This is a genomic window from Haloferax sp. ATB1, from assembly GCF_000730175.1.
Map to the genome: position 1 here is coordinate 1 of NZ_JPES01000003.1, position 25,531 is coordinate 25,531.

Annotated in this window: 17 protein-coding genes, 3 tRNA genes and 6 pseudogenes; 14 read left to right on the forward strand and 12 right to left on the reverse strand. The window is 65.9% G+C overall.

Annotation, left to right across the window (positions count from 1 at the left end; translation table 11 throughout):
* The 3 genes and pseudogenes from ATB1_RS00260 to ATB1_RS00270 all read right to left on the reverse strand — a co-directional run.
* Positions 1 to 278 (reverse strand): annotated as a pseudogene (locus ATB1_RS00260) (HAD family hydrolase); the annotation flags it as partial.
* 33 nt (positions 279 to 311) lie between these two features.
* The gene (locus ATB1_RS00265; protein WP_042661741.1) at positions 312 to 761 is read right to left on the reverse strand and encodes a UPF0179 family protein; all 450 of its coding nucleotides are present in this window, start codon (positions 759 to 761) and stop codon (positions 312 to 314) included.
* Between the two features lie 24 nt (positions 762 to 785).
* A complete protein-coding gene (locus tag ATB1_RS00270) occupies positions 786 to 1,166 on the reverse strand; it encodes a DUF5820 family protein (protein WP_042661742.1) in 381 nt (126 codons plus the stop codon).
* A gap of 533 nt (positions 1,167 to 1,699) precedes the next feature.
* On the opposite strand from ATB1_RS00270, the gene ATB1_RS00275 reads away from it, so the two are divergent.
* From ATB1_RS00275 to ATB1_RS00300, 6 genes are all read left to right on the forward strand, one after another.
* Complete coding sequence (locus ATB1_RS00275) at positions 1,700 to 3,772, forward strand: PrkA family serine protein kinase (protein WP_004044667.1); 2,073 nt, start codon at positions 1,700 to 1,702, stop codon at positions 3,770 to 3,772.
* A gap of 2 nt (positions 3,773 to 3,774) precedes the next feature.
* Positions 3,775 to 6,048 carry a PrkA family serine protein kinase gene (locus ATB1_RS00280; RefSeq protein ID WP_042661743.1) on the forward strand — a complete coding sequence of 758 codons (2,274 nt, stop codon included), beginning with the start codon at positions 3,775 to 3,777 and terminating at the stop codon, positions 6,046 to 6,048.
* Positions 6,039 to 7,358, forward strand: a complete 1,320-nt coding sequence (locus ATB1_RS00285) for a YeaH/YhbH family protein (RefSeq protein WP_042661744.1) — start codon at positions 6,039 to 6,041, stop codon at positions 7,356 to 7,358. Before ATB1_RS00280 ends, ATB1_RS00285 begins: the two co-directional genes overlap by 10 nt.
* Positions 7,355 to 9,364: a SpoVR family protein gene (locus ATB1_RS00290; RefSeq protein ID WP_042661745.1), complete on the forward strand. Its 2,010-nt coding sequence runs from the start codon at positions 7,355 to 7,357 to the stop codon at positions 9,362 to 9,364. The genes ATB1_RS00285 and ATB1_RS00290 overlap by 4 nt, the downstream gene beginning before the upstream one ends.
* Before the next feature lie 18 nt (positions 9,365 to 9,382).
* Positions 9,383 to 9,916 carry a hypothetical protein gene (locus tag ATB1_RS00295; RefSeq protein ID WP_042661746.1) on the forward strand — a complete coding sequence of 178 codons (534 nt, stop codon included), beginning with the start codon at positions 9,383 to 9,385 and terminating at the stop codon, positions 9,914 to 9,916.
* A gap of 90 nt (positions 9,917 to 10,006) precedes the next feature.
* Positions 10,007 to 11,527 carry a DASH family cryptochrome gene (locus ATB1_RS00300; protein WP_042661747.1) on the forward strand — a complete coding sequence of 507 codons (1,521 nt, stop codon included), beginning with the start codon at positions 10,007 to 10,009 and terminating at the stop codon, positions 11,525 to 11,527.
* Between the two features lie 15 nt (positions 11,528 to 11,542).
* On the opposite strand, the gene ATB1_RS00305 is transcribed toward ATB1_RS00300, so the two are convergent.
* The 6 genes and pseudogenes from ATB1_RS00305 to ATB1_RS00330 all read right to left on the reverse strand — a co-directional run bounded on the left by ATB1_RS00305 (position 11,543) and on the right by ATB1_RS00330 (position 18,319).
* On the reverse strand, positions 11,543 to 11,965 hold the full coding sequence (locus tag ATB1_RS00305) for a disulfide bond formation protein B (protein ID WP_042661748.1): 423 nt from the start codon (positions 11,963 to 11,965) through the stop codon (positions 11,543 to 11,545).
* 393 nt (positions 11,966 to 12,358) lie between these two features.
* Positions 12,359 to 13,720, reverse strand: coding sequence for an MgtC/SapB family protein (locus ATB1_RS00310; RefSeq protein ID WP_042661749.1), 1,362 nt, complete (start codon positions 13,718 to 13,720; stop codon positions 12,359 to 12,361).
* A 252-nt stretch (positions 13,721 to 13,972) separates the two neighbouring features.
* Positions 13,973 to 14,047 (reverse strand) — tRNA-Glu (locus tag ATB1_RS00315).
* 86 nt (positions 14,048 to 14,133) lie between these two features.
* Positions 14,134 to 16,116, reverse strand: a pseudogene (locus tag ATB1_RS24460) (3-hydroxyacyl-CoA dehydrogenase NAD-binding domain-containing protein).
* 142 nt (positions 16,117 to 16,258) lie between these two features.
* On the reverse strand, positions 16,259 to 16,840 hold the full coding sequence (locus tag ATB1_RS00325; RefSeq protein WP_042661750.1) for a DNA-3-methyladenine glycosylase: 582 nt from the start codon (positions 16,838 to 16,840) through the stop codon (positions 16,259 to 16,261).
* Positions 16,841 to 16,956: 116 nt separating this feature from the next.
* A pseudogene (locus ATB1_RS00330) lies at positions 16,957 to 18,319 on the reverse strand (RimK/LysX family protein).
* A gap of 131 nt (positions 18,320 to 18,450) precedes the next feature.
* Between ATB1_RS00330 and ATB1_RS00335 the strand changes: the two are divergent.
* The 7 genes and pseudogenes from ATB1_RS00335 (at position 18,451) to ATB1_RS00365 (ending at position 23,847) form a co-directional block, all read left to right on the forward strand.
* A pseudogene (locus tag ATB1_RS00335) lies at positions 18,451 to 19,475 on the forward strand (succinylglutamate desuccinylase/aspartoacylase family protein).
* 110 nt (positions 19,476 to 19,585) lie between these two features.
* Entirely contained in the window at positions 19,586 to 19,981 is a 396-nt protein-coding gene (gene sdhC / locus ATB1_RS00340) for a succinate dehydrogenase, cytochrome b556 subunit (RefSeq protein ID WP_004974453.1), read from the forward strand.
* Positions 19,981 to 20,352 carry a succinate dehydrogenase hydrophobic membrane anchor subunit gene (locus ATB1_RS00345; protein ID WP_004974454.1) on the forward strand — a complete coding sequence of 124 codons (372 nt, stop codon included), beginning with the start codon at positions 19,981 to 19,983 and terminating at the stop codon, positions 20,350 to 20,352. The genes sdhC and ATB1_RS00345 overlap by 1 nt, the downstream gene beginning before the upstream one ends.
* A pseudogene (locus ATB1_RS00350) lies at positions 20,352 to 21,234 on the forward strand (succinate dehydrogenase/fumarate reductase iron-sulfur subunit). The gene ATB1_RS00345 and the pseudogene ATB1_RS00350 overlap by 1 nt, the downstream one beginning before the upstream one ends.
* A 55-nt stretch (positions 21,235 to 21,289) precedes the next feature.
* Positions 21,290 to 23,138: pseudogene (locus ATB1_RS23720) on the forward strand (FAD-binding protein).
* A 158-nt stretch (positions 23,139 to 23,296) separates the two neighbouring features.
* A tRNA-OTHER gene (locus ATB1_RS21880) sits at positions 23,297 to 23,394 on the forward strand.
* 234 nt (positions 23,395 to 23,628) lie between these two features.
* A complete protein-coding gene (locus tag ATB1_RS00365; RefSeq protein WP_008094913.1) occupies positions 23,629 to 23,847 on the forward strand; it encodes a helix-turn-helix domain-containing protein in 219 nt (72 codons plus the stop codon).
* A 212-nt stretch (positions 23,848 to 24,059) separates the two neighbouring features.
* Here the strand turns inward: ATB1_RS00365 and ATB1_RS21885 are convergent, their stop codons facing one another.
* Positions 24,060 to 24,233, reverse strand: coding sequence for a hypothetical protein (locus ATB1_RS21885; RefSeq protein ID WP_157837697.1), 174 nt, complete (start codon positions 24,231 to 24,233; stop codon positions 24,060 to 24,062).
* A gap of 59 nt (positions 24,234 to 24,292) precedes the next feature.
* Between ATB1_RS21885 and ATB1_RS00375 the strand changes: the two genes are divergently transcribed.
* On the forward strand, positions 24,293 to 24,712 hold the full coding sequence (locus tag ATB1_RS00375) for a hypothetical protein (protein WP_042661753.1): 420 nt from the start codon (positions 24,293 to 24,295) through the stop codon (positions 24,710 to 24,712).
* A gap of 97 nt (positions 24,713 to 24,809) precedes the next feature.
* Here ATB1_RS00375 and ATB1_RS00380 read toward each other — a convergent pair.
* Together ATB1_RS00380 and ATB1_RS00385 are read right to left on the reverse strand one after the other, a co-directional pair.
* A tRNA-Thr gene (locus tag ATB1_RS00380) sits at positions 24,810 to 24,883 on the reverse strand.
* 11 nt (positions 24,884 to 24,894) lie between these two features.
* Positions 24,895 to 25,452 carry a GNAT family N-acetyltransferase gene (locus tag ATB1_RS00385; protein ID WP_042661754.1) on the reverse strand — a complete coding sequence of 186 codons (558 nt, stop codon included), beginning with the start codon at positions 25,450 to 25,452 and terminating at the stop codon, positions 24,895 to 24,897.
* Positions 25,453 to 25,531 lie beyond the last annotated feature (79 nt).

Genomic DNA, 25,531 nt, shown 5'->3' on the forward strand with positions numbered 1-25,531 from the left:
GCCGACGCCGGGACCGTCGTGGCGGCGAGTTCGGCCTCCGCGTAGCGCGCCACGAGCGCCTCCGGGTCGTCGCCGATGTCGAACTCGTCGGTGATTACCTCGAAGCCGACCGCGTAGGGGTCCACGGCGAGGTCCTCGAACGCGTCGAAGAAGACGGAGAGATACCGGTCGTAGGCACCTTCGGGTGCGTCCGGGACCGCGCGGTCGAAGATAGTCTGGAAGTCGGCGGTGTAGCGGAGGAGCGTCAGGTCGAGGTCGAAGAAGACGGCGGTCGTCATATCAGGGCCAGCGGCCGGGAACCACAAAAATCCCTACTCGTCGGCGGGTTCGAACTCGACGAGCGTCAGGTTCCGGTCGAGGTGGCAGTGGTCGTGCGGCGGGTTGCCGAGCACGTCGCTGATGCGGTACTCCTGGTCGAACTCGGCACCCTCGGGGACACAGTACTCGTGGCTGGGGCACTCGGTGTGCGGACACGGGCCCTGCAGGCTGGCTTTGCTTCCGGCGTACGCGCCCTTCGAGGGGACGTTCGCCGTGACCGGGGCCGGTTCGACCTCGACGGCGCGGACGCCCTCGTCGTGGACTGCGCAGTCGAGGACCTGCGTGTTCTCGCGCACGCCGAGGACCCGGTAACGGACGCCTTCGGTGAGGTTGAGACACTGCCGGCGGTACGGACAGCCCTCGCAGGCGCTCGATTCACCGTGGTAGACGAACTCGGTGCCGGGGTCGGTCAGGCGGGCACCGACAAGCGTAACGGAGGTCATAGCGGTGGTTCTCCTGCGAGGTGGTTAAGGCTCCCGCCCGGTCAGTTCGTCGAGCTTCTCGAAGTACTCCTCGCGGGGGACTTGGTAGGCGCTCCGGTAGTCTATCTCGCCGTCGGAAAAACGTCCGGCGATGTCGGTCGCGCCCTCGACGGCCGCTTCGCGGGAGTCGAACTCCTCGACGACGACTTCGATTTCGGGTTCGAGATAGAGCACGGCGTGCCACGTCTCGGTTCGAATCTGCGTCGCGCCCGGACGGTTCGCCCGCGACCCGTTCCACACGAAGACGGTCGGCATGCACTCGGCGGGAAAGGCGCTCTCGTTGAACACGTCGGGCCGAAACGCGAGGATGCGCCGCCCCTCGTGCTCGTCGTTCCAGAGGGTCCACCCGTCGGGCAGGTCGGTCATGGGCGTGCTAGTCCGCCGCGCGTCCTAAGCCTTCCCGCTTCCGCCGCCACCGCCGGTCGCCGTGACGCCGGCTCGGAGGCCGTGGTTCGCCCCTCGAAACTGACCGGTCGGGGACGACATGAATCTCATCCGACCCGATTAACGGGACCACCAACTGACTGAATCGCCGATTAAACCGACACACGTCGGTCGATTGGAGGTTCACACGACGTGGTACGTATCTGGATTGGTCGACATTCAAGACAATCAGTTGACTACTTTCAGAGAAAGCGTTATATGTTAACGTCTCTCATTGATTGGTAGTCTCGGTCCCCGGGCCGAGCGAGCCGTCGCGCATCGTCTGCCAATCGCCGATTCTGTCGCCCGTCGCCGACCCGTCGTGAGCGCGCAGCGGCGGCGACGCACTTCGATTCACCGCCCGCGGTCTGTCGCCGCGGGTCCGTGGCTCGCGGTGTGTCGTCTGCGACCCGCGAACGCGGGCGCGTCGCCCTCGGTCGTCTCCGGACGGCTGGTCCGACGAGGCTCCACGAACAATGACCGGCGAAATTGAAACACTCGCAGACCTGAGCAAGCACTACAAAGACTCCGTGCCCGCGGACCTCCGCGAGGCGAAGAGCTTCGAGTGGTACTTGGAAGAGGTCTACGCTCACCCGAAAATCGCTCGCAACGCCCACCAGCGCGTGGCGGACATGTTCGACTTCTACGGCACCCGTTACGACGAGGACGCGGGCGTCGTGGAGTACCTCATGGCCTCGGAAGACCCCCTTCACGACGGAGAGAACGTCTTCTACGGCCGCGAAGTTCACGAGTCGATTCACGAGTTCGTCAACAAGGTGAAATCGGGGGCCCGCGGCCTCGGTCCCGAAAAACGCATCAAACTCCTCTTGGGCCCCGTCGGCTCCGGGAAGTCCCACTTCGACTGGATTTCCCGGCGCTACTTCGAGGACTACACGATGTCCGACGAGGGGCGGATGTACACCTTCCGGTGGACGAACCTCGGCGACGTCATCCGCGACCAGGACCCGTCCGACGACGTGGTCCAGTCGCCGATGAATCAGGACCCGCTCGTGTTGCTCCCGCAGGAACAGCGCGACGTGGTCATCGAGCAGTTGAACGAGAACCTCGACGCGCCGTACACCATCCGGAACGACCAGGCGTTAGACCCCGCCTCGGAGTTCTACATGGACCGGCTGCTGGCCCACTACGACGACGACTTAGAGGAGGTCGTGGCGAACCACATCGAGGTCATCCGACTCGTCGCCTCCGAGAACAAACGCCAGTGTATCGAGACGTTCGAGCCGAAGGACAAGAAGAACCAAGACGAGACCGAACTCACCGGCGACGTCAACTACTCGAAGCTCGCGGTGTACGGCGAGTCCGACCCGCGGGCGTTCGACTACGCCGGCGCGTTCTGTAACGCGAACCGCGGCATCTTCTCCGGCGAGGAACTGCTGAAGCTCCAGCGCGAGTTCCTCTACGACTTCCTGCACGCCTCGCAGGAACAGACCATCAAGCCGAAGAACAACCCCCGAATCGACATCGACCAGGTCATCGTCGGGCGGACGAACATGCCCGAATACCGCGAGAAGAAGGGCGACGAGAAGATGGAGGCGTTCAACGACCGGACGAAGCGCATCGACTTCCCGTACGTCCTCGAGTACGAACAGGAGGCCGAAATCTACCGGAAGATGCTCCGGAACGCCGACGTGCCAGACATCCACGTCGAGCCGCACACGCTGGAGATGTCCGGGCTGTTCGGCGTCCTGACCCGCATCGTCGAACCCGACTCCGACACCATCTCGCTCGTTCAGAAGGCGAAGGCCTACAACGGCGAGTTGGACGACGGCGACGACGTCGACGTGCGCAAACTCCGCGAAGAGGGCGAGAAGAAAGCCGACATCGCGGAGGGCATGGACGGCGTCTCCGCCCGGTTCATCGGCGACGAAATCGCCGAGGCCATCATGGACGCGACCCACCGCGGCCGCGGCTACCTCTCGCCGCTGTCCTCGTTCACCCACCTCGAAGAGAACCTCGAGAACCACGGGTCGATTCCCGAGGAGAACCTCGAACGCTACCACCGCTACCTCGAGATGGTCCGCGAGGAGTACAAAGAGCGCGCCATCGAGGACGTGCGCCACGCCCTCGCCTACGACATCGACGAGATTCGCCGGCAGGGCGAGAAGTACATGGACCACGTCATGGCCTACATCGACGACGCGACGGTCGAAGACGAACTGACGGGTCGCGACCAAGACCCCGACGAGAAGTTCCTCCGCGCCGTCGAGGAGAAACTCAACATCCCCGAGGACCGCAAGGACGACTTCCGACAGGAGGTCTCCAACTGGGTCTCCCGGCGCGCCCGCGAGGGAACGTCGTTCAACCCGCAGGACAACGACCGCCTCCGCCGCGCGCTCGAACGCAAACTCTGGGAGGACAAGAAACACAACATCAACTTCTCGGCGCTCGTGAGCGCGAACGAGCTTGACGACGACGAGCGCAACGCGTGGATAGACGCGCTCGTCGACCAGGGCTACTCGCGCGACGGCGCACGGGAGGTGCTCGAGTTCGCCGGTGCGGAGGTGGCGAAGACCGAGCTCGAAGGGTGACCATGCGAGACTACATCCGCGAGGCGGACGAGGCGCTCCGCGGCACCTACGAGGAGCCGATGAGCCTCGGCGAGTACGTCGACGCCGCGTTCGAGTCGCCCTCTATCGCCTCCCACGCGTCGAAGTACCTCTTGGAAGCCATCGAGTCGATGGGGACCAGACAGGTGGTCGAACAGGGCGAGGAGAAAGAGCGCTACCGCTTTTTCGACGACCCCGCCAACGACGGCGAGCACGCGGTCCTCGGCAACACGGAGGTGCTCAACGCCTTCGTCGACGACCTGCGGACCATCGCCGCCGACCGCGGCAAAGCCGAGAAAATCGTCTGGTTCGACGGCCCGACGGCCACGGGGAAATCCGAGTTGAAACGCTGTCTCATCAACGGACTTCGGGAGTACTCGAAGACCGACGCGGGGCGGCGCTACACCGTCGAGTGGAACGTCGCCAACGCCGACGACACCCGCGGGCTGTCCTACGGCGGCGAGGTCGACGCAGCCGACGAGGACTGGTACGAGAGTCCGGTCCAGTCGCACCCGCTTTCGGTGTTCCCCGCCGAAGTCCGCAAGCGGCTGCTCGCCGACCTCAACAGCAGGAACGGCGACCACATCCCCGTCGACGTCGACGAGGACCTCGACCCGTTCTGTCTGGAGGCGTACACCTACCTCGAAGAGGAGTTCCGCAGAGCGGGCAAGCAAGACCTGTTCAGCGCCGTCACCGACCCGAAACACCTCCGGGTGAAGAACTACGTCGTCGACGTCGGCCGCGGCGTCGGGGTCCTCCACTCGGAGGACGACGGCTCGCCCAAGGAGCGACTGGTCGGGTCGTGGATGCCGAGCATGCTCCGCGAACTGAACTCCCGGGGCCGGAAGAACCCGCAGGCGTTCAGCTACGACGGGGTGCTCTCGCAGGGCAACGGCCTCCTCACCATCGTCGAGGACGCCACCCAGCACGCCGACCTGCTCCAGAAGCTCCTGAACGTCCCCGACGAGGGGCACGTCAAACTGGACAAGGGAATCGGGATGGACATCGACACCCAGCTCGTCATCATCTCGAACCCGGACCTCGACGCCGAACTCGACAAGTACGCCGACAGGAACGGCCGCGACCCGCTGAAGGCGCTCAAGCGCCGGCTCAACAAACACGAGTTCCGGTACCTGACGAACCTCTCGCTCGAGGCCGAACTCATCCGCCGAGAGCTGACAAACGAGACGAGCGTCTGGACCGACGACCCCGAGGCGATGGCCGAACGCGTCGCCGAGGCCGTCTCGTTAGACGTGCGCGAGGGGCCGGGCGAGGTCCGCACCCGCGAACTCGCGCCCCACACCGTCGAGGCCGCGGCGCTCTACAGCGTCGTGACCCGCCTCGACGGCGACGACGTGCCGCGCGACCCGGACATCGAGTTCGACCTCGTGGACAAGGCGCTGTTGTTCGACCGCGGCTACCTGCAGGTCGGCGACCAGCGCCGCGAGGTGTCGGCGTTCGAGTTCGTCGGCGACGCCGAGGGGACCCACGGGATTCCCGTGACGTTCACCCGCGACGTCATCGCCGACCTGCTGCACGACCGCATCGACCGCAGACACCCCGACCTCGACGTGTCGTCGGTGGTGATGCCGACCGACGTGCTCGACGAGATGGTCGCCGAACTCTCCGACGCGCCCGTGTTCTCGCGGGCGGAGTCCTCGGAGTACGAGGGCCGCATCGCAATCGTCAAAGAGTACATCTTCGACCAGCAGGAGGCGGACGTGCTCGACGCGCTCCTCGCCGACAAGGGCGTCGAGCGCGAGACGGTCGAGGAGTACGTCGAACACGTCTACGCGTGGGCGTCCGACGGGCAGATAGAGACCGAGCGCGGGCCGGTCGACCCCGACCCGCTTCTCATGAAGCTGTTCGAGACCGAGCACCTCGGGCGCTTCTCGCCGGACGACTACGAGGGCAACGACCCCTCCGAGTCGGTCGAGGAGTTCCGCAACGAGAAGGTCATCACCGCGCTCAACCGCTACGCGTGGGAGAACCGCGACGAGGGATTCACCGTCTCCGACGTGGACCTCACCGAGATTCCGGTCATCCGGACGGTGCTCGAAACCCACGACTGGGAGGACGTGCGCCGGCTGTTCTCCGACCTCGACCCCCGCCAGTGGGACGACCCGCCGGCGAACACCGAGACGGCGCGCGTGAAAGCCCGCACCATCGACGAACTGGTCGACCGCGGCTACACCGCCGCGTCGGCCGAACTGACCAGCCGTGCCGTGATGAAGGAGGTGAGCCACACATGGGACTGAGAGACGACCTCGAACGATTCCGCGAAGTGGGCGAAGAGCGCCGCGAAGACCTCAAGGAGTTCATCTCCTACGGCGACCTCGGCGCGTCCGGCTCGAAAGACATCAAGATTCCAATCAAGGTCGTGGACCTGCCGGAGTTCAAGTACGACCGCCTCGACATGGGCGGCGTCGGACAGGGCAAAGGCGGCACGCCTGACGTGGGCCAGCCGCTCGGCCAGCCCGAGCCCGGTGACGGCGAGGGCGAAGACGGCGAACCCGGCGAGGAGGGGGCCGAACACGAGTACTACGAGATGGACCCCGAGCAGTTCGCCGAGGCGTTGGACGAGGAACTCGGCCTCGAACTCGAACCGAAGGGCAAGGAGGTCATCGAGGAGGTCGAAGGCGACTTCACCGACATCACCCGGAGCGGCCCCCACAGCACCCTCGACTTCGAGCGCCTGTTCAAGGAGGGTCTGAAGCGCAAGCTCGCGATGGACTTCGACGAGGAGTTCGTCCGCGAGGCGATGAAAGTCGACGGCACCTCGGCCCGCGAGGTGTTCGAGTGGTGCCGCGAGAACAACATCCTCGTCTCGATGGCGTGGATCGAAGACGAGTGGAGCCGCATCCCGGACGACGAGCGCGGGGCGTGGGCCTCCTTCGAGGAGATGGAGGAGAACGTCGAGCGGACGACGGCCATCCAGCGCATCCGCCGCGAGGGGCTCCGCGAGATTCCGTTCCGCCGCGAGGACGAGCGCTACCGCCACCCCGAGGTCATCGAGAAGAAGCAGTCGAACGTCGTGGTCGTCAACATCCGCGACGTGTCGGGGTCGATGCGGGAGACGAAGCGCGAACTCGTCGAGCGCACCTTCACCCCGCTGGACTGGTATCTCACGGGCAAGTACGACCACGCCGAGTTCGTCTACATCGCCCACGACGCCGAGGCGTGGGAGGTCGAACGCGACGAGTTCTTCGGCATCCGCTCGGGCGGCGGGACGCGCATCTCGTCGGCCTACGAGCTGGCGAAGGAAGTGCTCGACGAGCGCTACCCGTGGCGCGAGTGGAACCGCTACGTCTTCGCCGCGGGCGACTCCGAGAACTCCTCGAACGACACGAAAGAGCGTGTCGTCCCGCTCATGCAGGAGATAGACGCGAACCTCCACGCCTACGTGGAGACCCAGCCCGGCGGGACCGCCATCAACGCCACGCACGCCGAGGAGGTCGAACGGAGCCTCGGCGAGCAGGGCAACGTCGTGGTCGCGTACGTCTCGGAGCCCGACGACGTCATCGACGCCATCTACACCATCCTCAGCACGGAGGCGACAGCAGAATGAGTTTCAGACGACACCGCAGAGACGCACAGCGCGAGGCCGCCAGACTCGACGAGCCCGTCCGGGAGGCCGGCGCGCTCGCGAAGAAGCTCGGACTCGACCCCTACCCGGTGAACTACTGGGTGGTCAACTACGACGAGATGAACCAGCTCATCGCCTACGGCGGGTTCCAAGAGCGCTACCCGCACTGGCGGTGGGGGATGACCTACGACCGCCAGCGGAAGACCGACCAGTTCGGCATGGGCAAGGCGTTCGAAATCGTCAACAACGACGACCCGGCGAACGCCTTCCTTCAGGAGTCGAACTCGCTGGCCGACCAGAAGGCCGTCATCACCCACGTCGAGGCGCACTCGGACTTCTTCAAGAACAACCAGTGGTTCGGGCTGTTCTCCGACGAGGGGCAGTTCGCCGCCGCCGCGATGCTCGAACGGCACGCCCAGACCATCGACCGGTACGTCCAGAACCCCGAAATCAGCCGGGACGACGTGGAGAAGTTCATCGACGCCGTCCTCTGTCTGGAAGACACCATCGACCAGCACCGGACCATCCGCGAGGCCGCCGCCGACGAGGACGGCCACATCCCCGAGGACATCCGCGCGCAGTTGGACAGTCTCGACATCTCCGACGACGTGCGCCGCGAGGTGTTCGACGACGCGTGGCTCGAACAGGTCGAAGAGGCCGAACGCGAGGCCGCGAAGCTCACCGACCCCCGCAAGGATGTGCTCGCGTACGTCCGCGAACACGGGATGCGGTACGACGAGGAGACGGGCAAGGCCGAAGAGATGGAGCCGTGGCAGAAGGACGTCCTCGACATGCTCCGCGAGGAGGCGTACTACTTCGCCGCCCAGAAGATGACGAAGGTGATGAACGAGGGCTGGGCGGCCTACTGGGAGTCGCTCATGATGGGCGACGAGCGCTTCGCGGGCACGGACGAGTTCATCACCTACGCCGACCACCAGTCGCGCGTCCTCGGGTCGCCCGGGCTCAACCCCTACAAGCTCGGCAAGGAGCTGTGGGAGTACATCGAGAACTCGACGAACCGCGCGGAGGTCGCCGACAAACTCCTGCGCGTGAAGGGCGTCACGTGGCGCAACTTCCACGAGACGGTCGACTTCGACGAGGTGCAGGAACTCCTCCGGGCGGACCCAGCTATCGACGGCGTCAGCGCCGACTCCCTCGACGAACTGTCCGAACTCGGCCCCGACGACCCGAGAGTCGACCACGAGACCCTCGACAGGGCGCTGTCGGGCGATGAGTCGCTCGACCTCGACGCGTACCCGTGGAAGCTCCTCACCTACGAGGGGCTCGCGGAGCGACACTACTCGCTCGTCAAAGCGCAGAACCGCGGGTTCCTCAGCCGGATTCGGCGCTCCGAACTCGAACAGCTCTCGCGGTACATGTTCGACGACGAGGTGTACGACAGCGTCGAGGCGGCCGTCGCCGACGTGGACAAGACCGCCGGCTGGGACCGCATGCGCGAGATTCGCGAGAGCCACAACGACGTGACGTTCCTCGACGCGTTCCTCTCCGAGGAGTTCGTCCGCTCGAACCACTACTTCGCCTACGAGTACTCCCAGTCGTCCCAGCAGTTCCGCGTCTCCTCGTCGGAGTACCGGGACGTGAAAAAGAAGCTCCTGTTCCAGTTCACCAACTTCGGGAAGCCGACTATCGCGGTGTACGACGGGAACTTCGACAACCGCGGGGAACTCCTCCTGGGCCACCAGTACAACGGCGTCATCCTCGACATGAAGCAGGCGAAGGGCGTCTTGGAGCGCGTCTACCACCTCTGGGGCCGCCCGGTGAACCTGATGACCATCACGAAGGAGTTCGACGAGCACGAGGTCGAAGTCGCCCGGCGGCGGGGCCGAGAGCCGACGCCCGAAGAGCGAGCCATCCGGATTCGGTACGACGGCGAGTCGTTCGAGGAACACGACCTCGACGCCGAACTGGAAGCTCGCATCGCCGCCGGCGAGATTGACTACGACACGAAGCCCGATGACTGGCTCTGAACGGGGCGATGGCCGAGCCTGACTCGCCGACCGTGTCCGAGGAGTCAGGCCGACGACTCGCTCGACGAGGCCGACATCCACGACGTGCTCAGAAACGAGCGGCGGCGGCTCGCGCTCGAACGACTGCGCGACGGGGACGGGCCGGAGTCGGTCGGCGACCTCGCGGAGCACATCGCCGAGATAGAGTCCGGCGAGTCGCCGCCCCCGAAGAACGTTCGCCAGAGCGTCTACATCTCGCTTCACCAGACCCACCTCCCTAAACTCGACTCACTCAGCATCGTCGCGTACGACTCGCGGGCGAAGACCGTCTCGCTCGGGTCGAGCGCGGCGGAGCTTGACCACTTCTTGGCCGCCGCCGAACCGACGCAGGCCCCCCTCGCGCTCCTGACGCTTGCGACCTGTCTGGCCGGACTCGCGCTCCTCTTCGCCGGCTGGATGGGCGTCCCCGTCATCGACCGCGTGGACCCGCGGCTCGTCGCCGGCCTCGCGCTCACCGTCGTCGCCGTCGTCGCCGGCGCGGAACTCCGCTTGCAGACGCGAAGCCGGACGTAGGTCGGGCGGCGCGGCCGGGGGTCGCCCTCTTGTGTCGCTCCCGAATCCGCCGTTCGACTCAAGTCACCACCATCCTAAGCGCCGCCGACGATGTCCGAGTCAACTTCGCTCGCGTGGTTCCGCCGCGACCTCCGCCTGCACGACAACGAGGCGCTCGCGGCCGCCTGCGACGCCGACCGCGTGGTTCCCGTCTACTGCGTGGACCCCCGCGAGTACGGCGACCGACCATTCGGCGGCCCCGACTCCTTCGACTTCGAGAAGACCGGCGCGCACCGCGCTCGCTTCCGCCTCGAATCGCTGTCCGACCTGCGGTCGTCGCTCCGCGACCGCGGGGGCGACCTCGTCGTCCGTGAGGGGAGGCCCGAATCCGTCCTCCCCGAGGTGGCCGACGCTGTCGATGCCGACTTCGTGACGGTCCACACGCGTTCGACCCCCGAGGAGTCGAGCGTCGAGTCGGCGGTCGAGCGGGCGCTTCGAGGCGGCGGCGTCGAACTCCGCCGCTTCTGGGGCCACACGCTGACCCACCTCGACGACCTCCCGATGGCGCTCTCGGAACTCCCGGACACCTACACGCCGTTCCGGAAGGCGGTCGAATCGGCCGCCGAAGACACCGACGAGACCGACGGAGGCGCGGGCGACGAGTCCACGGACGGCGGCGACCCCGCCGGTCGCGACCCGCTTTCCGAACCGACCGTCCCGCCGCTTCCCGGAGACGCGCCCACCGCGGGCGACCTCCCCGCGGTTTCCGACCTCGTTGGGAACCCGGACGCCGAGTCCCGGGGCGCCCCGGACGAACGCGGCGTCCTCCCTTTCGATGGCGGCGAGACGGCCGCGCTCGACCGCGTGGAGTCGTACATCTGGGCGGGCGACCACCTCCGCGAGTACAAGGAGACGCGAAACGGACTGCTCGGCGCCGACTACTCCTCGAAGCTCTCGCCGTGGCTGAACGAGGGCTGTCTCTCGCCGCGGTACGTCAAGGTCGAGGTGGACCGCTACGAGGACCGGCGGGTCGCAAACGACTCGACGTACTGGCTCGTCTTCGAACTCCGCTGGCGCGACTTCTTCCAGTTCCAGTTCGCCAAACACGGGAGCGACTTCTTCCGCCGCGAGGGCATCCGGGAGCGGACCGACATCGACTGGCGGGCCGACGACGCGCAGTTCGAGCGCTGGGCGGCGGGGGAAACGGGCATCCCCTTCGTCGACGCGAACATGCGGGAGTTGAACGCGACGGGGTACATGTCGAACCGCGGACGGCAGAACGCCGCGTCGTTCCTCGCCAACGACCTCAGACTGGACTGGCGACGCGGCGCGGCGTACTTCGAGACGCGACTCGTCGACTACGACCCCGCGTCGAACTACGGCAACTGGGCCTACATCGCGGGCGTCGGCAACGACTCGCGGGACCGCTCGTTCGACGTGCGCTGGCAGGCGAACCGCTACGACGAGGACGCTGAGTACGTGAAGACGTGGCTCCCCGAACTCGACGCCGTGCCCGCCGAGTACGCCCACGAACCGTGGAAACTCAGCGAGGACGAACAGGCGACCTACGGGGTCGAGTTGGGCGTGGACTACCCCGAACCGATGGTCGAACTCGGCGGTTCGAGCGAGTAGCCGCGATTACATCCCCTACGCGTCGTCGGCCGACCCGTTGAGGCGGGCGGCGGCGAGCGCGAGGACCGTCACGAGCGCGAATCCGATGAACGCGAGTCGGGGGATCGTCAGGAGGCCGCCGAGCATGGGATACTGGATGGACGTACACGGACCGCCAACAGTACAGGTCGCGCCCGGGGCGACCTGCAGGTACGAGTGGTAGCCCGAGAGAGCGAGCCCGCCCAGCGAGAGGGGGAGCACCGACTTCCAGACGCCGGGTCGGTCCTCAACCGCGGCGACCCCGAGCACCACGACGAGCGGGTACATCAGGATGCGCTGGTACCAACAGAGGTCGCAGGGCGTCAGTCCGAGGCCGAGGCTGAAGTAGAGGCTCCCACTCGTCGCGGCGAGGGCGACGAGCGTTCCGGCGGCGAGCACGGCGCGCGTCGTGTCCGACACGGTCAGGCGCTCCCGAGGGTGTTTCTCGTCCGGTTCGGCACCACGTTCACCTGCTGTCGCTCCGCGTGCGGTTCGCCACCACCGTCTCGTCGGGTCGGGTCGCGTATCATCGCTTGTTGGACGTGGAGCCACGATAGACGGCGGTGTACCTCAAGCCATCGGCTCGGCGGTCGAGTCAGACGAACGCAGCCGCTCAGAAGCGTCGGATACGCGGAATGACCCTCGTCCGTCGGGGGACGACCGACGGGCGAATCTTCGTGGGTCGTTCGGTCACGGGATACGCGCCGAACCAGTGCGATTTGATTGCCGCGGCACGGTGTTATCAATGTTGTGTCGCTGACTGTTGTGTCGGTTGCGGTGATTCCGTGAGCGCGGGGCTCCGCACCGCCCGCCTCACGGCCGAAAGACGACGATAACGACGCCGACGACGCCGGCGGCCACGAGGAGCGCGCTTCGGCGGGCCACCGGGCCGAAGAGTTCGCGGTCGACGCTCGTCGCAAGCGCGACCTTGACCCCGATGCTCGCGGCGGTTCCGGCGAGGACGCCGACGACGGCGGTCGTTCCACTGATGTTGCCGCCGCCGTAGAGCGTGACGGTGGTCGTGACGACCGACCCGCTCGACACGAGTCCGCCGATGAAACTCGTCACGATGAACCCGGTCGCGCCGAAGTACTCCTGTGCGGCCGCGGAGGCGAGCAACACGAGGAGGAAGAACACGCCGAACCGGAGGGCGCTTTCGAGGCTGAACGGCGACTCGAACGCCACGTCGAGGTCGACGCCCCACTCACGAGAGTGCAGCGCGTAGCTCATCCCCACGAGTGCGATGAGTCCGAGGGGAACCCCCACCTCGACCGCGAGTTCCGGAACGAACACGACGACGAGCGAGAGGTTTCGGAGCGCCATCGCCGCGTCGGCCATCAGAATCGCGCCGGCCGCGAGCGGTCGAATCGACGGGTTCCGGCTGGTCCGACCGGCTATCTCGCCGATGACGGCCGTCGAGTTCACCAGCCCGCCGAAAAAGCCCGTGATGGCGATGCCGCGTTCGCCGTACCGCCGGATGATGACGTAGTTGACGAAGCCGATTGCGCTCACCGCGACGACGAGCAACCAGACCGTCCGGGGGTTGACGGCGTCCCACGGGCCGATTCGCCCCTCGGGGAGTAACGGGTAGACGACGAACGCGATGATGGCGAACTCGACGGCGCTCCGAACCTCGTCGGTCGTGAGTCGCCGGGCGAACCCGTGGAGTTCGCGCCGCAGGACCAACAAGAGCGACGACGTGAGCGCGACGACGACGCCCTCGATGACGAAGCCACTCACCACCGCCGCACCGACCGCGTAGGCGACCAACAGCGACGTGGACGTGGTGAGCGAGAGGCTCACTCCGAGGTCGTCCAACCGCGCGGCCTCGGTGTCACCGCGGCGGCCGTCGCCCGCTTCGGCGTCAGCGTCCGCGTCGAAGTCGAGTTGCGACTCGGGTCGGTCGTCCTCGCTTTCGCGCGACCCACGTTCGACGAGTCCGCGACTCCCGAGCAACACCGCTTGCGTGACGACCAACAATCCGCCGACTGCGAGGAGGATGTCGCTCCCGACCGCGACGGCGACGCCCCCGAGGAGGCTCGTCAGCGTGAACGTCCGCACGCCGGCGCTCTTTTTCGACCGCTCGCGCTCCAAGCCGAGGAACATCCCCAACGCCGCCGCGACGAACAGGCGGACGACGACGGGGTCGATTTGCGAGACGAACTCTTCGAGCATCATCGAACTCCCGAACGTCCGTGTTCCATGCTATCGTGTATATTTTAATTGCTATCGTTAAAAACGTGTAAGCTAATTGGTGTGGTCGGGAGTCGAGTTGGTCGGGATTGAGAGAAGTGTTCGGGAGGAGATTTGAACCTCAGTCGCTCACGCTGTTCGCTCCCTGCTTCAAATCCCCTTGGCTCTCAGTTCCTGCTTCACAGTCCAAGCGACACGCGGAGCGGCCGCTTGGAAGGTAGTTCAGCAGAGAAGTGCTCGGTAGGGGATTTGAACCCCTGTCCTCGGCTCGAAAGGCCAAGATGATTGGCCGGACTACACCAACCGAGCGTCTGCATTCACGAGTGGTCGTTGGACTATTTTAAGCGTTGCGTTCCATCGTGGGTAAGTGAGAGGAACCCACCCACGACGGCGGCTTACTCGCCCGTGAACTCGGGGTCGCGGTCGCTCGTGAAGGCGGCGATGCCTTCCATCAGGTCCGAGGTGGTAAACAGCAGGCCGAACGCCTGTGCTTCGACTTCCAGCCCGGAGTCGGTGTCTTCCCAGCCGTTGTGCATGGCGCGCTTGGTGTAGCGCTGGGCGACCGGCGGGCCCTGTGCGAACCGCTTTGCGTACTCGAAGGCCTGTTCTTCGAAGTCGTCGTTCTCGACGACCTCGTTGATGAAGCCGTAGTCGGCCATCGTCTCGGCGTCGTAGCGGTCGGCGCTGAAGATAATCTCCTTCGCGCGGCCGGTGCCGACGATGCGCTGGAGGCGGACCGTGCCGCCCCAACCGGGGAGGAGCCCGAGGTTGTGTTCTGGCTGGCCGAGTTCGGAGCGCTCCGTGGCGATGCGGAGGTCGGCGCACATGGCGAGTTCCATCCCGCCGCCGAGACAGAAGCCGTCGATGCCGGCGATGACCGGCTTGTCGAGTTCTTCGAGCTTTCCGAACGTCTGTTGGCCCTTCCGGGAGATTTCGACGCCCGAGACGGCGTCGCCGCCGCCCGCGGCGATGCTCGTCACGTCGGCCCCGGCGGAGAACGCGCGGTCGCCGGCCCCCGTGAGGAGCACGGCGCGGACCTCGTCGTCCTCGGCGAGGGCGTCGAGCGCCTCGGAGAGTTCGTCCATCAGTTCGATGCTGATGGTGTTGAGGCGGTGCGGGCGGTCGAGGGTGATGTGGCCGATGCCGTCGCGCACCTCGACAGAGATGTCGTCGAACGCGGGAGCCTCGTCGGATTCCTCCTCGCCGCCGTAGAAGCCCTCGCCGGACTGGGCGAGGTCGCGGAGGTACTGCGACGGCCTCGTAGCGCTCCTCACCGGTCTCGTCGTGGAGGTTGTCGAGCGCGCCGACGAGGGTTTCGATGCCGGCGTTGTCGGCCATCTTCGCCGGGCCGTCGGGGAAGCGCCCGCCGAGTTTGACCGCGCGGTCGATGGCGGCCGGGTCGGCCACGTCGTTTTCGACGAGACCGGCGACCTCGTTCGCCATGACGCCCAGCAGGCGGTTCTTGACGGCCTCGCTCCCCTCGTCGTGGGGGACCTCAGCGCCCTCGCCGTCTTCGTAGTCGTAGAAGCCCTTGCCGGTCTTCTGGCCGAGGTCGCCCTCTTCGACCTTCTCGGAGAGAAGCGGACAGGGTTCGTAGGCGTCGCCGAGCACCTCGTGCATGTATTCGAGGACGTGATAGCCCACGTCGATGCCGACGTAGTCGGCGAGTTCGAAGCTCCCCATCGGGAGGCCCATGTCGTACTTCGTCGTGGAGTCGACTTCGGCCATCGTCGCGTCGCCGGAGTGGACGATCCACGCGGCCTCGTTCATCAGCGGGACGAGGATGCGGTTCACGATGAAGCCGGGGGCTGTCCTTGCGGACGCGGACGGGCGTCTTGCCCATCGACTCGGCGAGGTCCTCGACGAGTTCGAGCGTCTCGTCGGCGGTGTGCGCGCCGGAGATGACCTCGACGAGGTCCATGCGGACCGGCGGGTTGAAAAAGTGCCATCCCGCTCGAGAAGCGCTCGGGTCGCTCCGTCACTTCGGAGAGTTCGGTGATAGAGAGACTGGAGGTGTTGGTGGCGAACACCGTGTGGTCGGGGGCGTGTTCCTCCAACTCGGTGTACACCTCCTTTTTGATGGACATCTTCTCGGGGACGGCCTCGATGACGACGTCGGCGTCGGCGACGGCCTCGCCGAGGTCGACCGCGGTCGAGACGCGGGCGAGCGCGGCGTCGGCGTCGTCCTGCGACAGTCGGTCTCTCTCGACGAGTTTGTTCAGCGACCACTCGATTTGGTCGTAGCCCTTTCGGACGAACTCGTCTTTGATGTCGCGCAGCACGACGTCGTAGCCGGCGAGGGCCGCGACCTCCGCGATGCCGTGGCCCATGTTGCCCGCTCCGAGAACGGTGATACTGGTGACGTCATCTACGTTCATGGACGAACGTTATAGTGCGCGGCGGTTTCAACGTTTCCCTCGCAGTGAAATCTAAACGAAACTTGCGTTTATTCTAGCAACAACAAACAGCACCGTCGTCTGTCGATTATCGGATGCAGCTTATCTTTCCACTCTCTCGGGGTTAGTCCACGCACCGCCAGAGATACCGGCTGGCGTAGCTTCGATAGGGGGCCCATCGCTCGGCGCGCTCGCGCATCTCGCCGCGGGAGACGGCGTCGCGTTCGAACCCGAAGACGTGTTCCATGCCGCGTCGAATCCCGAGGTCCTCGACCGGGAACACGTCCTCGCGGGCGAGCACGAAAATGAGGAACATCTTCGCGGTCCAGTCGCCGACGCCGCGAATCTCGGTGAGCGCCGCGACGACCTCGTCGTCGTCCATCGTCCGGAGGGATTCGGCCGACAGGCCATCTCGGAACGCGTCGGCGACGTTGCGGACGTAGCCGACCTTCTGATTCGAGAGGCCGCAGTCACGCAGGACGGCTTCGTCGGCGGCCAGTATCCCCTCGGGGGTGACCTCGACGCGGTCGAACAGGCGGTCCCGAATCGTCGCCGCCGCGGTCGTCGAGAGCTGTTGGTTGACAATCGAGACGACCAGTCGCTCGAAGGGGTCGTCGGCCGGGTCGAGCGAGAGCGGGCCGTGTTCGTCGACCACGTCGCCGAGGTGGGGGTCCGCCCGGAGTTCGCGGTAGGCGTCGTCGCTCATCGACTCGTGGTTGGGCTGTCGGGGAGAAAAGTGCGCGTGTCTCGGTTGTTCGGATGCGGTCGCCGGTCGGTTCGACGGCGGTGACCGCGCCGGTGGCCGCGGCGTGGCGGACCGACTTACTCTTCGAGGAGTTCTTCTTCTTCGTCGTCGCTGTCGTTGCGGTCGGCGTTGGCGCGGCGGCGCACGTCCACGCGGTAGTGTTCGAGGATGTCGCGGCCGAGCAGCAGCGGGTAGTCCATGTGCGAGCGGTCCTCGACGCTGGCGGTCACGGTGTGCTGGGTGCCGCCGATACCGATGACGAGGTCGACCACGGGGCGGGCCTTCCCGCCCTTGAGGCTCCCGGACTTCACGCGCGTCATGCTCTTGATTGGCCCCGCGCCGATTTCGGCCGCGAGGCTCGTGTCGATGCTCGTCCGGGTCGCGCCGGTGTCGGACTTCGCGAGGGTCTGCTGGGAGCCGCTGGTCCCGTTGACGACGACCTCCTCGATGTAGCCGATGAGGGGCGCTTCGCCGTCGATGATTGGCGACTCGTTGGGGGCACACGAGGGGACGGAGTCGTCGAGCGTCGCCGAGAGCTCCTCGACGCGCGTCTCGTCGACCTCGCCGCCCGCGCGCTCGATTGCGAGCTTCGCGATGTGCGGCGCGGGGCTCTTGCCCGTCGCCTGATACAGGCCCTTGAAGCCGGCCGTCGGGTTGGCTTCGAGGACGAACCAGCCGTCTTCGCCCTCGACGAGGTCGACGCCGACGTAGTCCATCTCCATCACTTCGGCCGTGTAGAGCGCAGTTTCCCGCGCTTCCTCGGGCATCTCGTCGGTCGCGTTGAGCACGTCGCCGCCGAGGGCGACGTTGGTCCGCCAGTCGCCGTCCGGGGCGTAGCGGTACATCGCACCGATGATTTCGCCGTCGACGATGTAGACGCGCAGGTCGCGGTGGCGGTCGCCGTCGCGGTCGATGAGCTTCTGCAGGAACGCCTGTCGGTTACCGACCTTCGGGTTCACGGGCTCGGTCAGGTCGACCTTCCACGTCCCGCCGCCGTGGGTACCGATGGCGGACTTGTAGACGCCGACGTCGCCGAAGCGCTCGCGGCCCTTGTTCAGCCGGTCGTTCGAGAGGCGCGAGGAGCGCGTCGGGCACCTGGATGTTCCAGTTGGCGAGGGTCGCGGCCGTGGCGAACTTGTGAATGGCCGCGAGAACCGCGTCCGGCTCGTTGAGCATCGGTCGGATGCGGTTGAACGTCGTCGCCAGCCCGAGCAGTTCGGCGGGTTCTTCGGTGTTCGACAGGAGCAGTCGGTTCGCGATGATGTCCACCTCAGGCTCGACTGTCACCTCGCCGTCTTCGATGCTGACCGCCGCGTTCTCCCGACGGAGCCACACCGGCTCGTGACCGAGGTCTTCGACCGCGTTGAGGATTGCCTTCGTCTCCTTGCTGTTGTGCAGAGAAAGCACGCCGACACGCACGGCGTCGTCTGTGGTGGACATACTCAGTTGATATCCTCCCGGTTTCAAAGGCATGACGGTCGAGAGCCGGCCGCCCGCGATTCGCGGCCGCGAGGACTGCGTCGGGCGGTCCGTCGCGACCGTTTATAACCCCGGCCCTCCCATCGCATCACATGGCCGACAACGAGGCCTTCACCTACAACGGCGGGAAGGTCGAGCCGGGCGAGACACAGGATATCCGGTACGGCATCTCCGAGACGTATCTCGCGACCCGGTTCGCATCCCCGTCACCATCATCAACGGGGAGCAGCCGGGGCCGACCGTGTTCCTCTCCGCCGCCGCCCACGGCGACGAACTGAACGGTATCGAGGTCGTCCGCGAGGTGGCCTACGAGTGGGACCTCGCGGACCTCGCGGGCACGCTCGTCTGCATGCCGGTGATGAACGTCCCTGCGTTCCTCGCCCAACAGCGGTACCTCCCTATCTACGACCGCGACCTGAACCGGTCGTTCCCGGGCTCCGAGACCTCCACGGGGGCCAAGCGGATGGCCCACCGCATCTACCAGAACTTCATCGCACCCTGCGACCTCGGCATCGACTTCCACACGTCGACGCGGGGCCGGACCAACATGCTCCACGTCCGCGCGGACATGTCCGACCCCGCGGTCGCGCGCCTCGCCAATGCCTTTGGCTCGCACGTCATCATCGACAGTTCCGGGTCAAGCGGGATGCTCCGAACGGAGTCGTCGGCGAACGGGACGCCGGCTATCACCGTCGAGATGGGCGAGGCCCACCGCTTCCAGCGCGAACTCATCGACGAGGCGCTCGCGGGCGTCGAGAGCGTCTTCGCCGAGTACGGCCTCCGTGGGTCGTCGACTGTCAACTGGCCGGGCTGGCGGACCGTCATCTCGGACGAAAACGAAAAGACGTGGCTCCGCGCCGACGCGGGCGGCATCGTCGACATGCACCACGACCGCGGCGCGCTCGTCCACGAGGGCGACCGCATCTGCACGATTACGAACCCGTTCAAGGACGACAACGTGACCGTCGTCGCCCCCTTCACGGGCCTGCTCGTCGGCGTCCTCGAGAATCCGGTCGTCTACCCCGGGAACCCGCTTTGCCATCTCGTCGAACTGAAAGACAAGGTGCGGCGCGTCGTCGAGCGCGAGCAGTCCGGCACCCCCGAGCCGACGCTCTGAGACCGGCCAGCCGGCCCCGAGATATTCGGGGTCCGGCGACTTTTGCCAACCCTCACGAAACTCCATACACGTAAGTTCTATACCCTCCCCTTCCCGACACTCACAAGAGCATGAGTCAGTCTTACAATCGGGGCCTCATCGAGGACTTCAGCAGATGGCGGGAGTTCTCGGCCGGCATGTGGGCCTGGATATTCCACAAGTTCACCGGCTGGGTGCTTGTGGGCTATCTCTTCACCCACATCGCCGTGTTGTCGACGGCCCTCTCGGGCGCGGCGGCGTACACGAACACGATTCAGGCGCTGGAGAGTCTCTTGGTCGTGCGTATTCTGGAAGTCGGGCTGCTCGCGGTGGCGGTGTTTCACATCCTCAACGGACTGCGGCTGCTGTTCGTCGACCTGGGCGTCGGGCTGGAAGCACAGGACAAGAGCTTCTACGCGTCGCTCATCCTCACGGGTGTCATCGTCGTCGCGAGCGTTCCCACGTTCCTCTCGGGGGTGAGCATCTAATGGCAGAGCGATACACGTCCTTCGAACCCGGCGGCCGGCGGTGGCTCTGGCAGCGGCTGACCGCCGCCTTCCTCGTCGTGGTGCTGGCGTTCCACTTCTTCCTGCTCCACTTCGTCAACCACGCTGACGAAGTGACGTTCGCTCTCTCGCAGGCGCGCATGGAGCAGCTAACGTACTTCTCGCTGATGATCCTGTTCCTCGTCACCGCGACGTTCCACGGGGTCAACGGCGTCTACAACGCCCTCGTCAACCAGGGCCTCACGGGTACCCGAAAGACGGCGGTCAAGGCGATTCTCGGTCTCGCGAGCGTCCTCCTCATCGTGCAGGGCGTCCGCACGGCCCTCGCGTGGGCCGGAGGTGTTCCCATCTAATGAGCACGCAAGTTCCCGAATCACGTCGAAGAGGAATCGACCACGGAGACGGCGTCCGCCGGCAAGCAGAAGCGCGACGCGAAAAAGCGCGAGCGCGCCGAGCGAGTCCAAGAGCAGCGCGAGGCCGAGGCGGCCGAGAAGGCGCGTTCCGCGGACGACACGTTCCACCTCAAGGTCTTCCGCTACGACCCCGAGGTGCCGGAGAAACAGGAGCCCCGCTTCGACGACTTCCACGTCCCGTACAAGCAGGGGATGACGGTCCTCGACGCGCTCATGTGGGCGCGGGACCACTACGACTCCTCGCTTACCTTCCGGCACTCCTGCCGGCAGGCCATCTGCGGGTCCGACGCGCTGTTCGTCAACGGGTCGCAGCGACTCGGCTGTAAGACCCAGCTGTCGGACCTCTCGGAGCCGATTCGGGTCGAACCGCTCCCGCACGCCGACGTGGTCAAGGACCTCGTCGTCGACATGGAGCACTTCTACGACCAGATGGAGTCGGTCGAGCCGTACTTCCAGACGAACTCGCTTCCGGACGACGAACTCGACGAGCAGCGCCAGACGCGCGAGAACCGCGAGAAGGTCAAGATGTCCACCCGCTGCATCTGGTGTAGCGCGTGTATGTCCTCGTGTAACATCGCCGCCGGCGACAACGAGTATCTCGGTCCCGCGGCCATCAACAAGGCCTACCGCTTCGCCATGGACGAACGCGAGGGCGAGGACATGAAACAGCGCCGCCTCGAAATCCTCGAACAGGAACACGGCGTCTGGCGCTGTCAGACCCAGTTCTCCTGTACCGAGGTGTGCCCGAAGGACATCCCCCTCACGGAGCACATCCAGGAACTCAAGCGCGAGGCGATTAAGAACAACCTGAAGTTCTGGTGAACTTCCCGGTGAAACCCTGAAGTTCGACCAACCCTACGACACACCCAAACACACCATGTACGAACACGACGTTATCGTAGTCGGCGCGGGCGGGGCGGGCCTGCGCGCGGCGATTGCGGCACACGAGGAAGGGGCCGACGTGGCCATCGTGTCGAAGCTCCACCCGGTCCGAAGTCACACGGGCGCGGCGGAGGGCGGCATCAACGCCGCGCTCCGCGAAGGCGACTCGTGGGAGGACCACGCCTACGACACGATGAAGGGCTCGGACTATCTGGCCGACGCGCCGGCGGCCGAGACCCTCTGTAAGGACAGCCCGAAAGAAGACCATCAAGCTCGAACACTGGGGGATGGCGTTCTCCCGTGACGACGACGGCCGCGTCAGCCAGCGGCCGTTCGGCGGGCTCTCGTTCCCGCGGACCACTTACGCGGGCGCAGAGACGGGCCACCAGCTGCTCCACACGATGTACGAGCAGCTCGTCAAGCGCGGCATCAAGGTCTACGACGAGTGGCACGTGACCCGGCTGGCCGTCTCCGACGAGGAGAAGCCCGAGGACCGGAACTGTCACGGCATCGTCGCCTACGACGTGCAGACCGGACAGGTCGAGGGCTTCCGCGCCCGCAACGGCGTCATCCTCGCCACCGGCGGTCTCGGACAGGTCTACGACCACACGACGAACGCGGTCGCCAACACCGGCGACGGCGTCGCGATGGCCTACCGCGCCGGCGCGCCGATGGAGGACATGGAGTTCATCCAGTTCCACCCGACGACGCTCCCCTCGACGGGCGTCCTCATCACCGAGGGCGTCCGCGGCGAGGGCGGCATCCTCTACAACGAGAACGGCGAGCGCTTCATGTTCGAGTACGGCTACGCGAACAACCTCGGCGAACTCGCCTCGCGCGACGTTGTCTCCCGGGCCGAACTCACGGAGGTCAACGAGGGCCGCGGCATCGAAGACGAGTACGTCCACCTCGACATGCGCCACCTCGGCGAAGAGCGCATCATCGACCGCCTCGAAAACATCGTCCACCTCTCGGAGGACTTCGAGGGCGTCAACCCCCTCGAAGCGCCGATGCCGGTCAAGCCCGGCCAGCACTACGCGATGGGCGGCATCGAGACCGACGAGAACGGCGAGACGTGTATCTCCGGCCTCTACGCGGCCGGCGAGTGCGCCTGCGCCTCCGTCCACGGCGGCAACCGCCTCGGCGGCAACGCGCTCCCCGAACTCATCGTCTTCGGCAAGCGCGCCGGCCACCACGCCGCGGGCAAGGACATGGAGGAAGCCAGAATCACGACCGGCAAGGTCGGCGACTACGAACTCGGCGAGGTCGACTCGCCGGTCGAACTCGGCGAAGCGGGCATCGGCGAGGACGCCGTCGCCGACGGCGGGACGGCGGCGGACGCAGGCGCGTCCGTCTCCGGAACCGACCTCGTCCAGCGCGCCGTCGAAGACGAGCGCGAGACCATCGACACCCTCCTGGAGCGAGAAGACGGCATCCAGCAGGCCGAGATTCGCGAGCGCGTCCAGAAGTCGATGACGCGCAACGTGAACGTCTTCCGCGAGGAGTCGGCCCTCAAGGACGCGCTCCGCGACATCCGCGAGGCGCGCGAACTCTATCAGGACGTGTTCGTGGCCGACAAGTCGCGGACGTTCAACACGGACCTGCTCCAGACGCTGGAGACGCGCAACATCCTCGACATCGCGGAGGCCATCACGCTCGGCGCGCTCGCGCGCAACGAGTTCCGCGGTGCTCACTGGCGCAAGGAGTACCAGGAGCGCCGCGACGAGGAGTGGCTCAAGCACACGATGCTCTCGTGGAACGACGGCCGCCCGGAACTCTGGTACAAGCCGGTCATCCTCGAAGGCGAGGACAAGACGTACGAGCCGAAGGTCCGGAGCTACTGAGCCGACCGCGACTCGTCCGAGTCGCAGACGCCCTTTCTTTCGACGCCGACACGACCCGACGCAGAGCGGCGCACCGACGGCGCTCAGCGCGCCGAATCGCGTGACCGCGGCCGGGGCCCACCAACGGCTATTTGCCCGCTCGACCCCTACGTCAGCCCGGAAGGGTGGCTCAGTGGTAGAGCACACCGGCGCAGGCCCTCGCGGTCGGTCCGGTGGTTTTCAATGGCTTCGCGTGGTTCGACTCCCGCCCCTTCCGTCTCGGAACCGCGGGTCGCCGGGCCTCGCCATCCGATGGTCGGCGACTCGCTCTCTTCGACGACAGTCGAAGTCGAGGGCGTCGAACACCGACGATTATCCGATGTACGTTCGTGACGAATACAACGATTCTCTCGAATTCGGGACGTTCGACGCCTCACCACCGACCGCGGTTCTTCGACGATTGTTGTAAGAGAGTTTTATTATCGTCGAAGCAAACAGGATGACAACGACCATGCAACAGACGGTTCCGACCATCGAAGTCCCCGGCGAACTCGAATCGCCCTCGGCCAAACTCGTGTACCTCTATCTCACCACGCACGACGGCGCGTCCATCACCGACCTGCAGAACGGGCTGGAGATGAAGAAAATCGCCCTCTACAGCATCCTCAGTACGCTGTCGAAGCGCGGCTTCGTCCGACAAGACGCCGAACGCTACCACGTCGCTCAGTGACGGTTCGGCGAGTCAGTGATTTCTCGGCGACCGCGCCGCCCGTACCTGTGCGCCGTCGCGGACCATATCCTCGCAGTTCGGGCAGACGCGCGGATTCTCCATGCCATCGGGAGTGAAGACTCGGGCGTATGCGGGCGTCACGAACGAACCACAGTTCTGACATTCCGGCATGGTATCTAGTATCCTCCATGAATATCACATAAGTTTTCTCCCTAGACGAGTGCGAGAAGGAGGCCGACGACGAGGAGCGCGAAGATGAGAAGCGTCACGGCGAGCATGAATTGGTCGGTCGCGTTCATACCGAACACGACGTTCCGGATAAAGATAAAATCCCGTCTCGACGCCGCGTCCCCGCCGCACTCGACGGATTTCTGATTTTCGACCACGATAACGAGGGAGGTAGAACTAAATTCATCGCCTCCGTCGGTCCCGTAACGGTCCTCCAATGGAGTTCGTGTACGCGTTGTCTGGGTTGTTCGCCGGGCTCTTTCTCGGAGCGGTGGCAGTCGTCACTGCGCTCACGTACACGCCCTACGGCGCGTCCCTGTTCGACACCGCGATAACGGCGCTGACCGGTGTCACGCTCCAACTGGGAAACCTCCTGTTCATCTCGGCGCTCACCGCCCTCGCATTCGAGGGCCTCGCGATGGGCGGCATCCGGTATCCGGTCGTCGTCCCCGCGGCGTTCGCGTACGTGCTCACTCACGTCACGGTCTACTACTCGTGTATCCGCATCACCGACCTCCAGTCGGAGCCGCTCGACCCCGACGTTATCATCAAGCATAATCCGTTTCGGGCGCTCGTCCTCGGAGTGCCGGGGTCGCTTCTCCTCATTCGGGTCCGGCCGCCCGCGAGGCGGAACTGAACCCGTCTCGACGAACCACGGGCGTGGTTCCGGCTCGCGGCGACTGAACGCGGGGCCCGCGATGGGGCGCAAGAGAAACGGCCGAACCGGCGAAGGAAGCCAGGAGTGGGATTTGAACCCACGAAGTCTCGATTACAAGTCGAGTGCATGAACCGCCCATGCTCTCCTGGCGCGTCCGTCGATTACCGGTCCTCCTTTGAGTGTGTATCGTTTCGCATCGATTTCTCCAGTTCGACGCGGTGCGGCTGGTAGCCGTGCCGCCGATAGAACCGACGGGCGGCGTCGTTGTCCGCCAGCACGTCCAGCGCGACGGTATCAGCGCCGGCCTCTCCGAGTGCGGCCTCCGCCGCCGCTAGTAGCCGCGCGCCGACCCCGGCGTCTCGGTACACCGGTCGGACGAACAGGTTCCGAATCATCCCGCGGGTCGCGTCCTGCTCGTACGCCCCCGCCTCGATGTCGAACATGACGAACCCGACGATGTCACCCGTCTCTGTGTCTCCCACGTTCTCCGCGCCGCCTCCGTCGCCTTCGTCGGCCTCTCCGGTCGCGTCGTTCTCCTGTCCCTCGCGGGCGACGAGCACGCCGTCGGCGGCGACGTGTCGCGCCAGCGCCTCCCGTATCGGCGTCCGGTTGGCGTCGGCGCGGAGGTGCGACCCGAACGCCCGCTGGTCCGCGGCAAGTTCCACCCACAGGTCGGCGAGGTCGTCGAGGTCGGAAAACGCCGCCGAACTGACGCGCATGGGTCCTGTCGGGGCTCTATCCGCTTTTAAGTGTCGGCGATTCGGACCGAAATCAGGTAATCGCGGCCCTGCGGGGTGC

Coding starts and splice junctions, on each gene's coding strand:
- ATB1_RS00265 (WP_042661741.1), bottom strand. CDS start 761: ATGACCTCCGTTACGCTTGTCGGTGCCCGCCTGACCGACCCCGGCACC.
- ATB1_RS00270 (WP_042661742.1), bottom strand. CDS start 1,166: ATGACCGACCTGCCCGACGGGTGGACCCTCTGGAACGACGAGCACGAG.
- ATB1_RS00275 (WP_004044667.1), top strand. CDS start 1,700: ATGACCGGCGAAATTGAAACACTCGCAGACCTGAGCAAGCACTACAAA.
- ATB1_RS00280 (WP_042661743.1), top strand. CDS start 3,775: ATGCGAGACTACATCCGCGAGGCGGACGAGGCGCTCCGCGGCACCTAC.
- ATB1_RS00285 (WP_042661744.1), top strand. CDS start 6,039: ATGGGACTGAGAGACGACCTCGAACGATTCCGCGAAGTGGGCGAAGAG.
- ATB1_RS00290 (WP_042661745.1), top strand. CDS start 7,355: ATGAGTTTCAGACGACACCGCAGAGACGCACAGCGCGAGGCCGCCAGA.
- ATB1_RS00300 (WP_042661747.1), top strand. CDS start 10,007: ATGTCCGAGTCAACTTCGCTCGCGTGGTTCCGCCGCGACCTCCGCCTG.
- ATB1_RS00310 (WP_042661749.1), bottom strand. CDS start 13,720: ATGCTCGAAGAGTTCGTCTCGCAAATCGACCCCGTCGTCGTCCGCCTG.
- ATB1_RS00325 (WP_042661750.1), bottom strand. CDS start 16,840: ATGAGCGACGACGCCTACCGCGAACTCCGGGCGGACCCCCACCTCGGC.
- sdhC (WP_004974453.1), top strand. CDS start 19,586: ATGAGTCAGTCTTACAATCGGGGCCTCATCGAGGACTTCAGCAGATGG.
- ATB1_RS00345 (WP_004974454.1), top strand. CDS start 19,981: ATGGCAGAGCGATACACGTCCTTCGAACCCGGCGGCCGGCGGTGGCTC.
- ATB1_RS00365 (WP_008094913.1), top strand. CDS start 23,629: ATGCAACAGACGGTTCCGACCATCGAAGTCCCCGGCGAACTCGAATCG.
- ATB1_RS00375 (WP_042661753.1), top strand. CDS start 24,293: ATGGAGTTCGTGTACGCGTTGTCTGGGTTGTTCGCCGGGCTCTTTCTC.
- ATB1_RS00385 (WP_042661754.1), bottom strand. CDS start 25,452: ATGCGCGTCAGTTCGGCGGCGTTTTCCGACCTCGACGACCTCGCCGAC.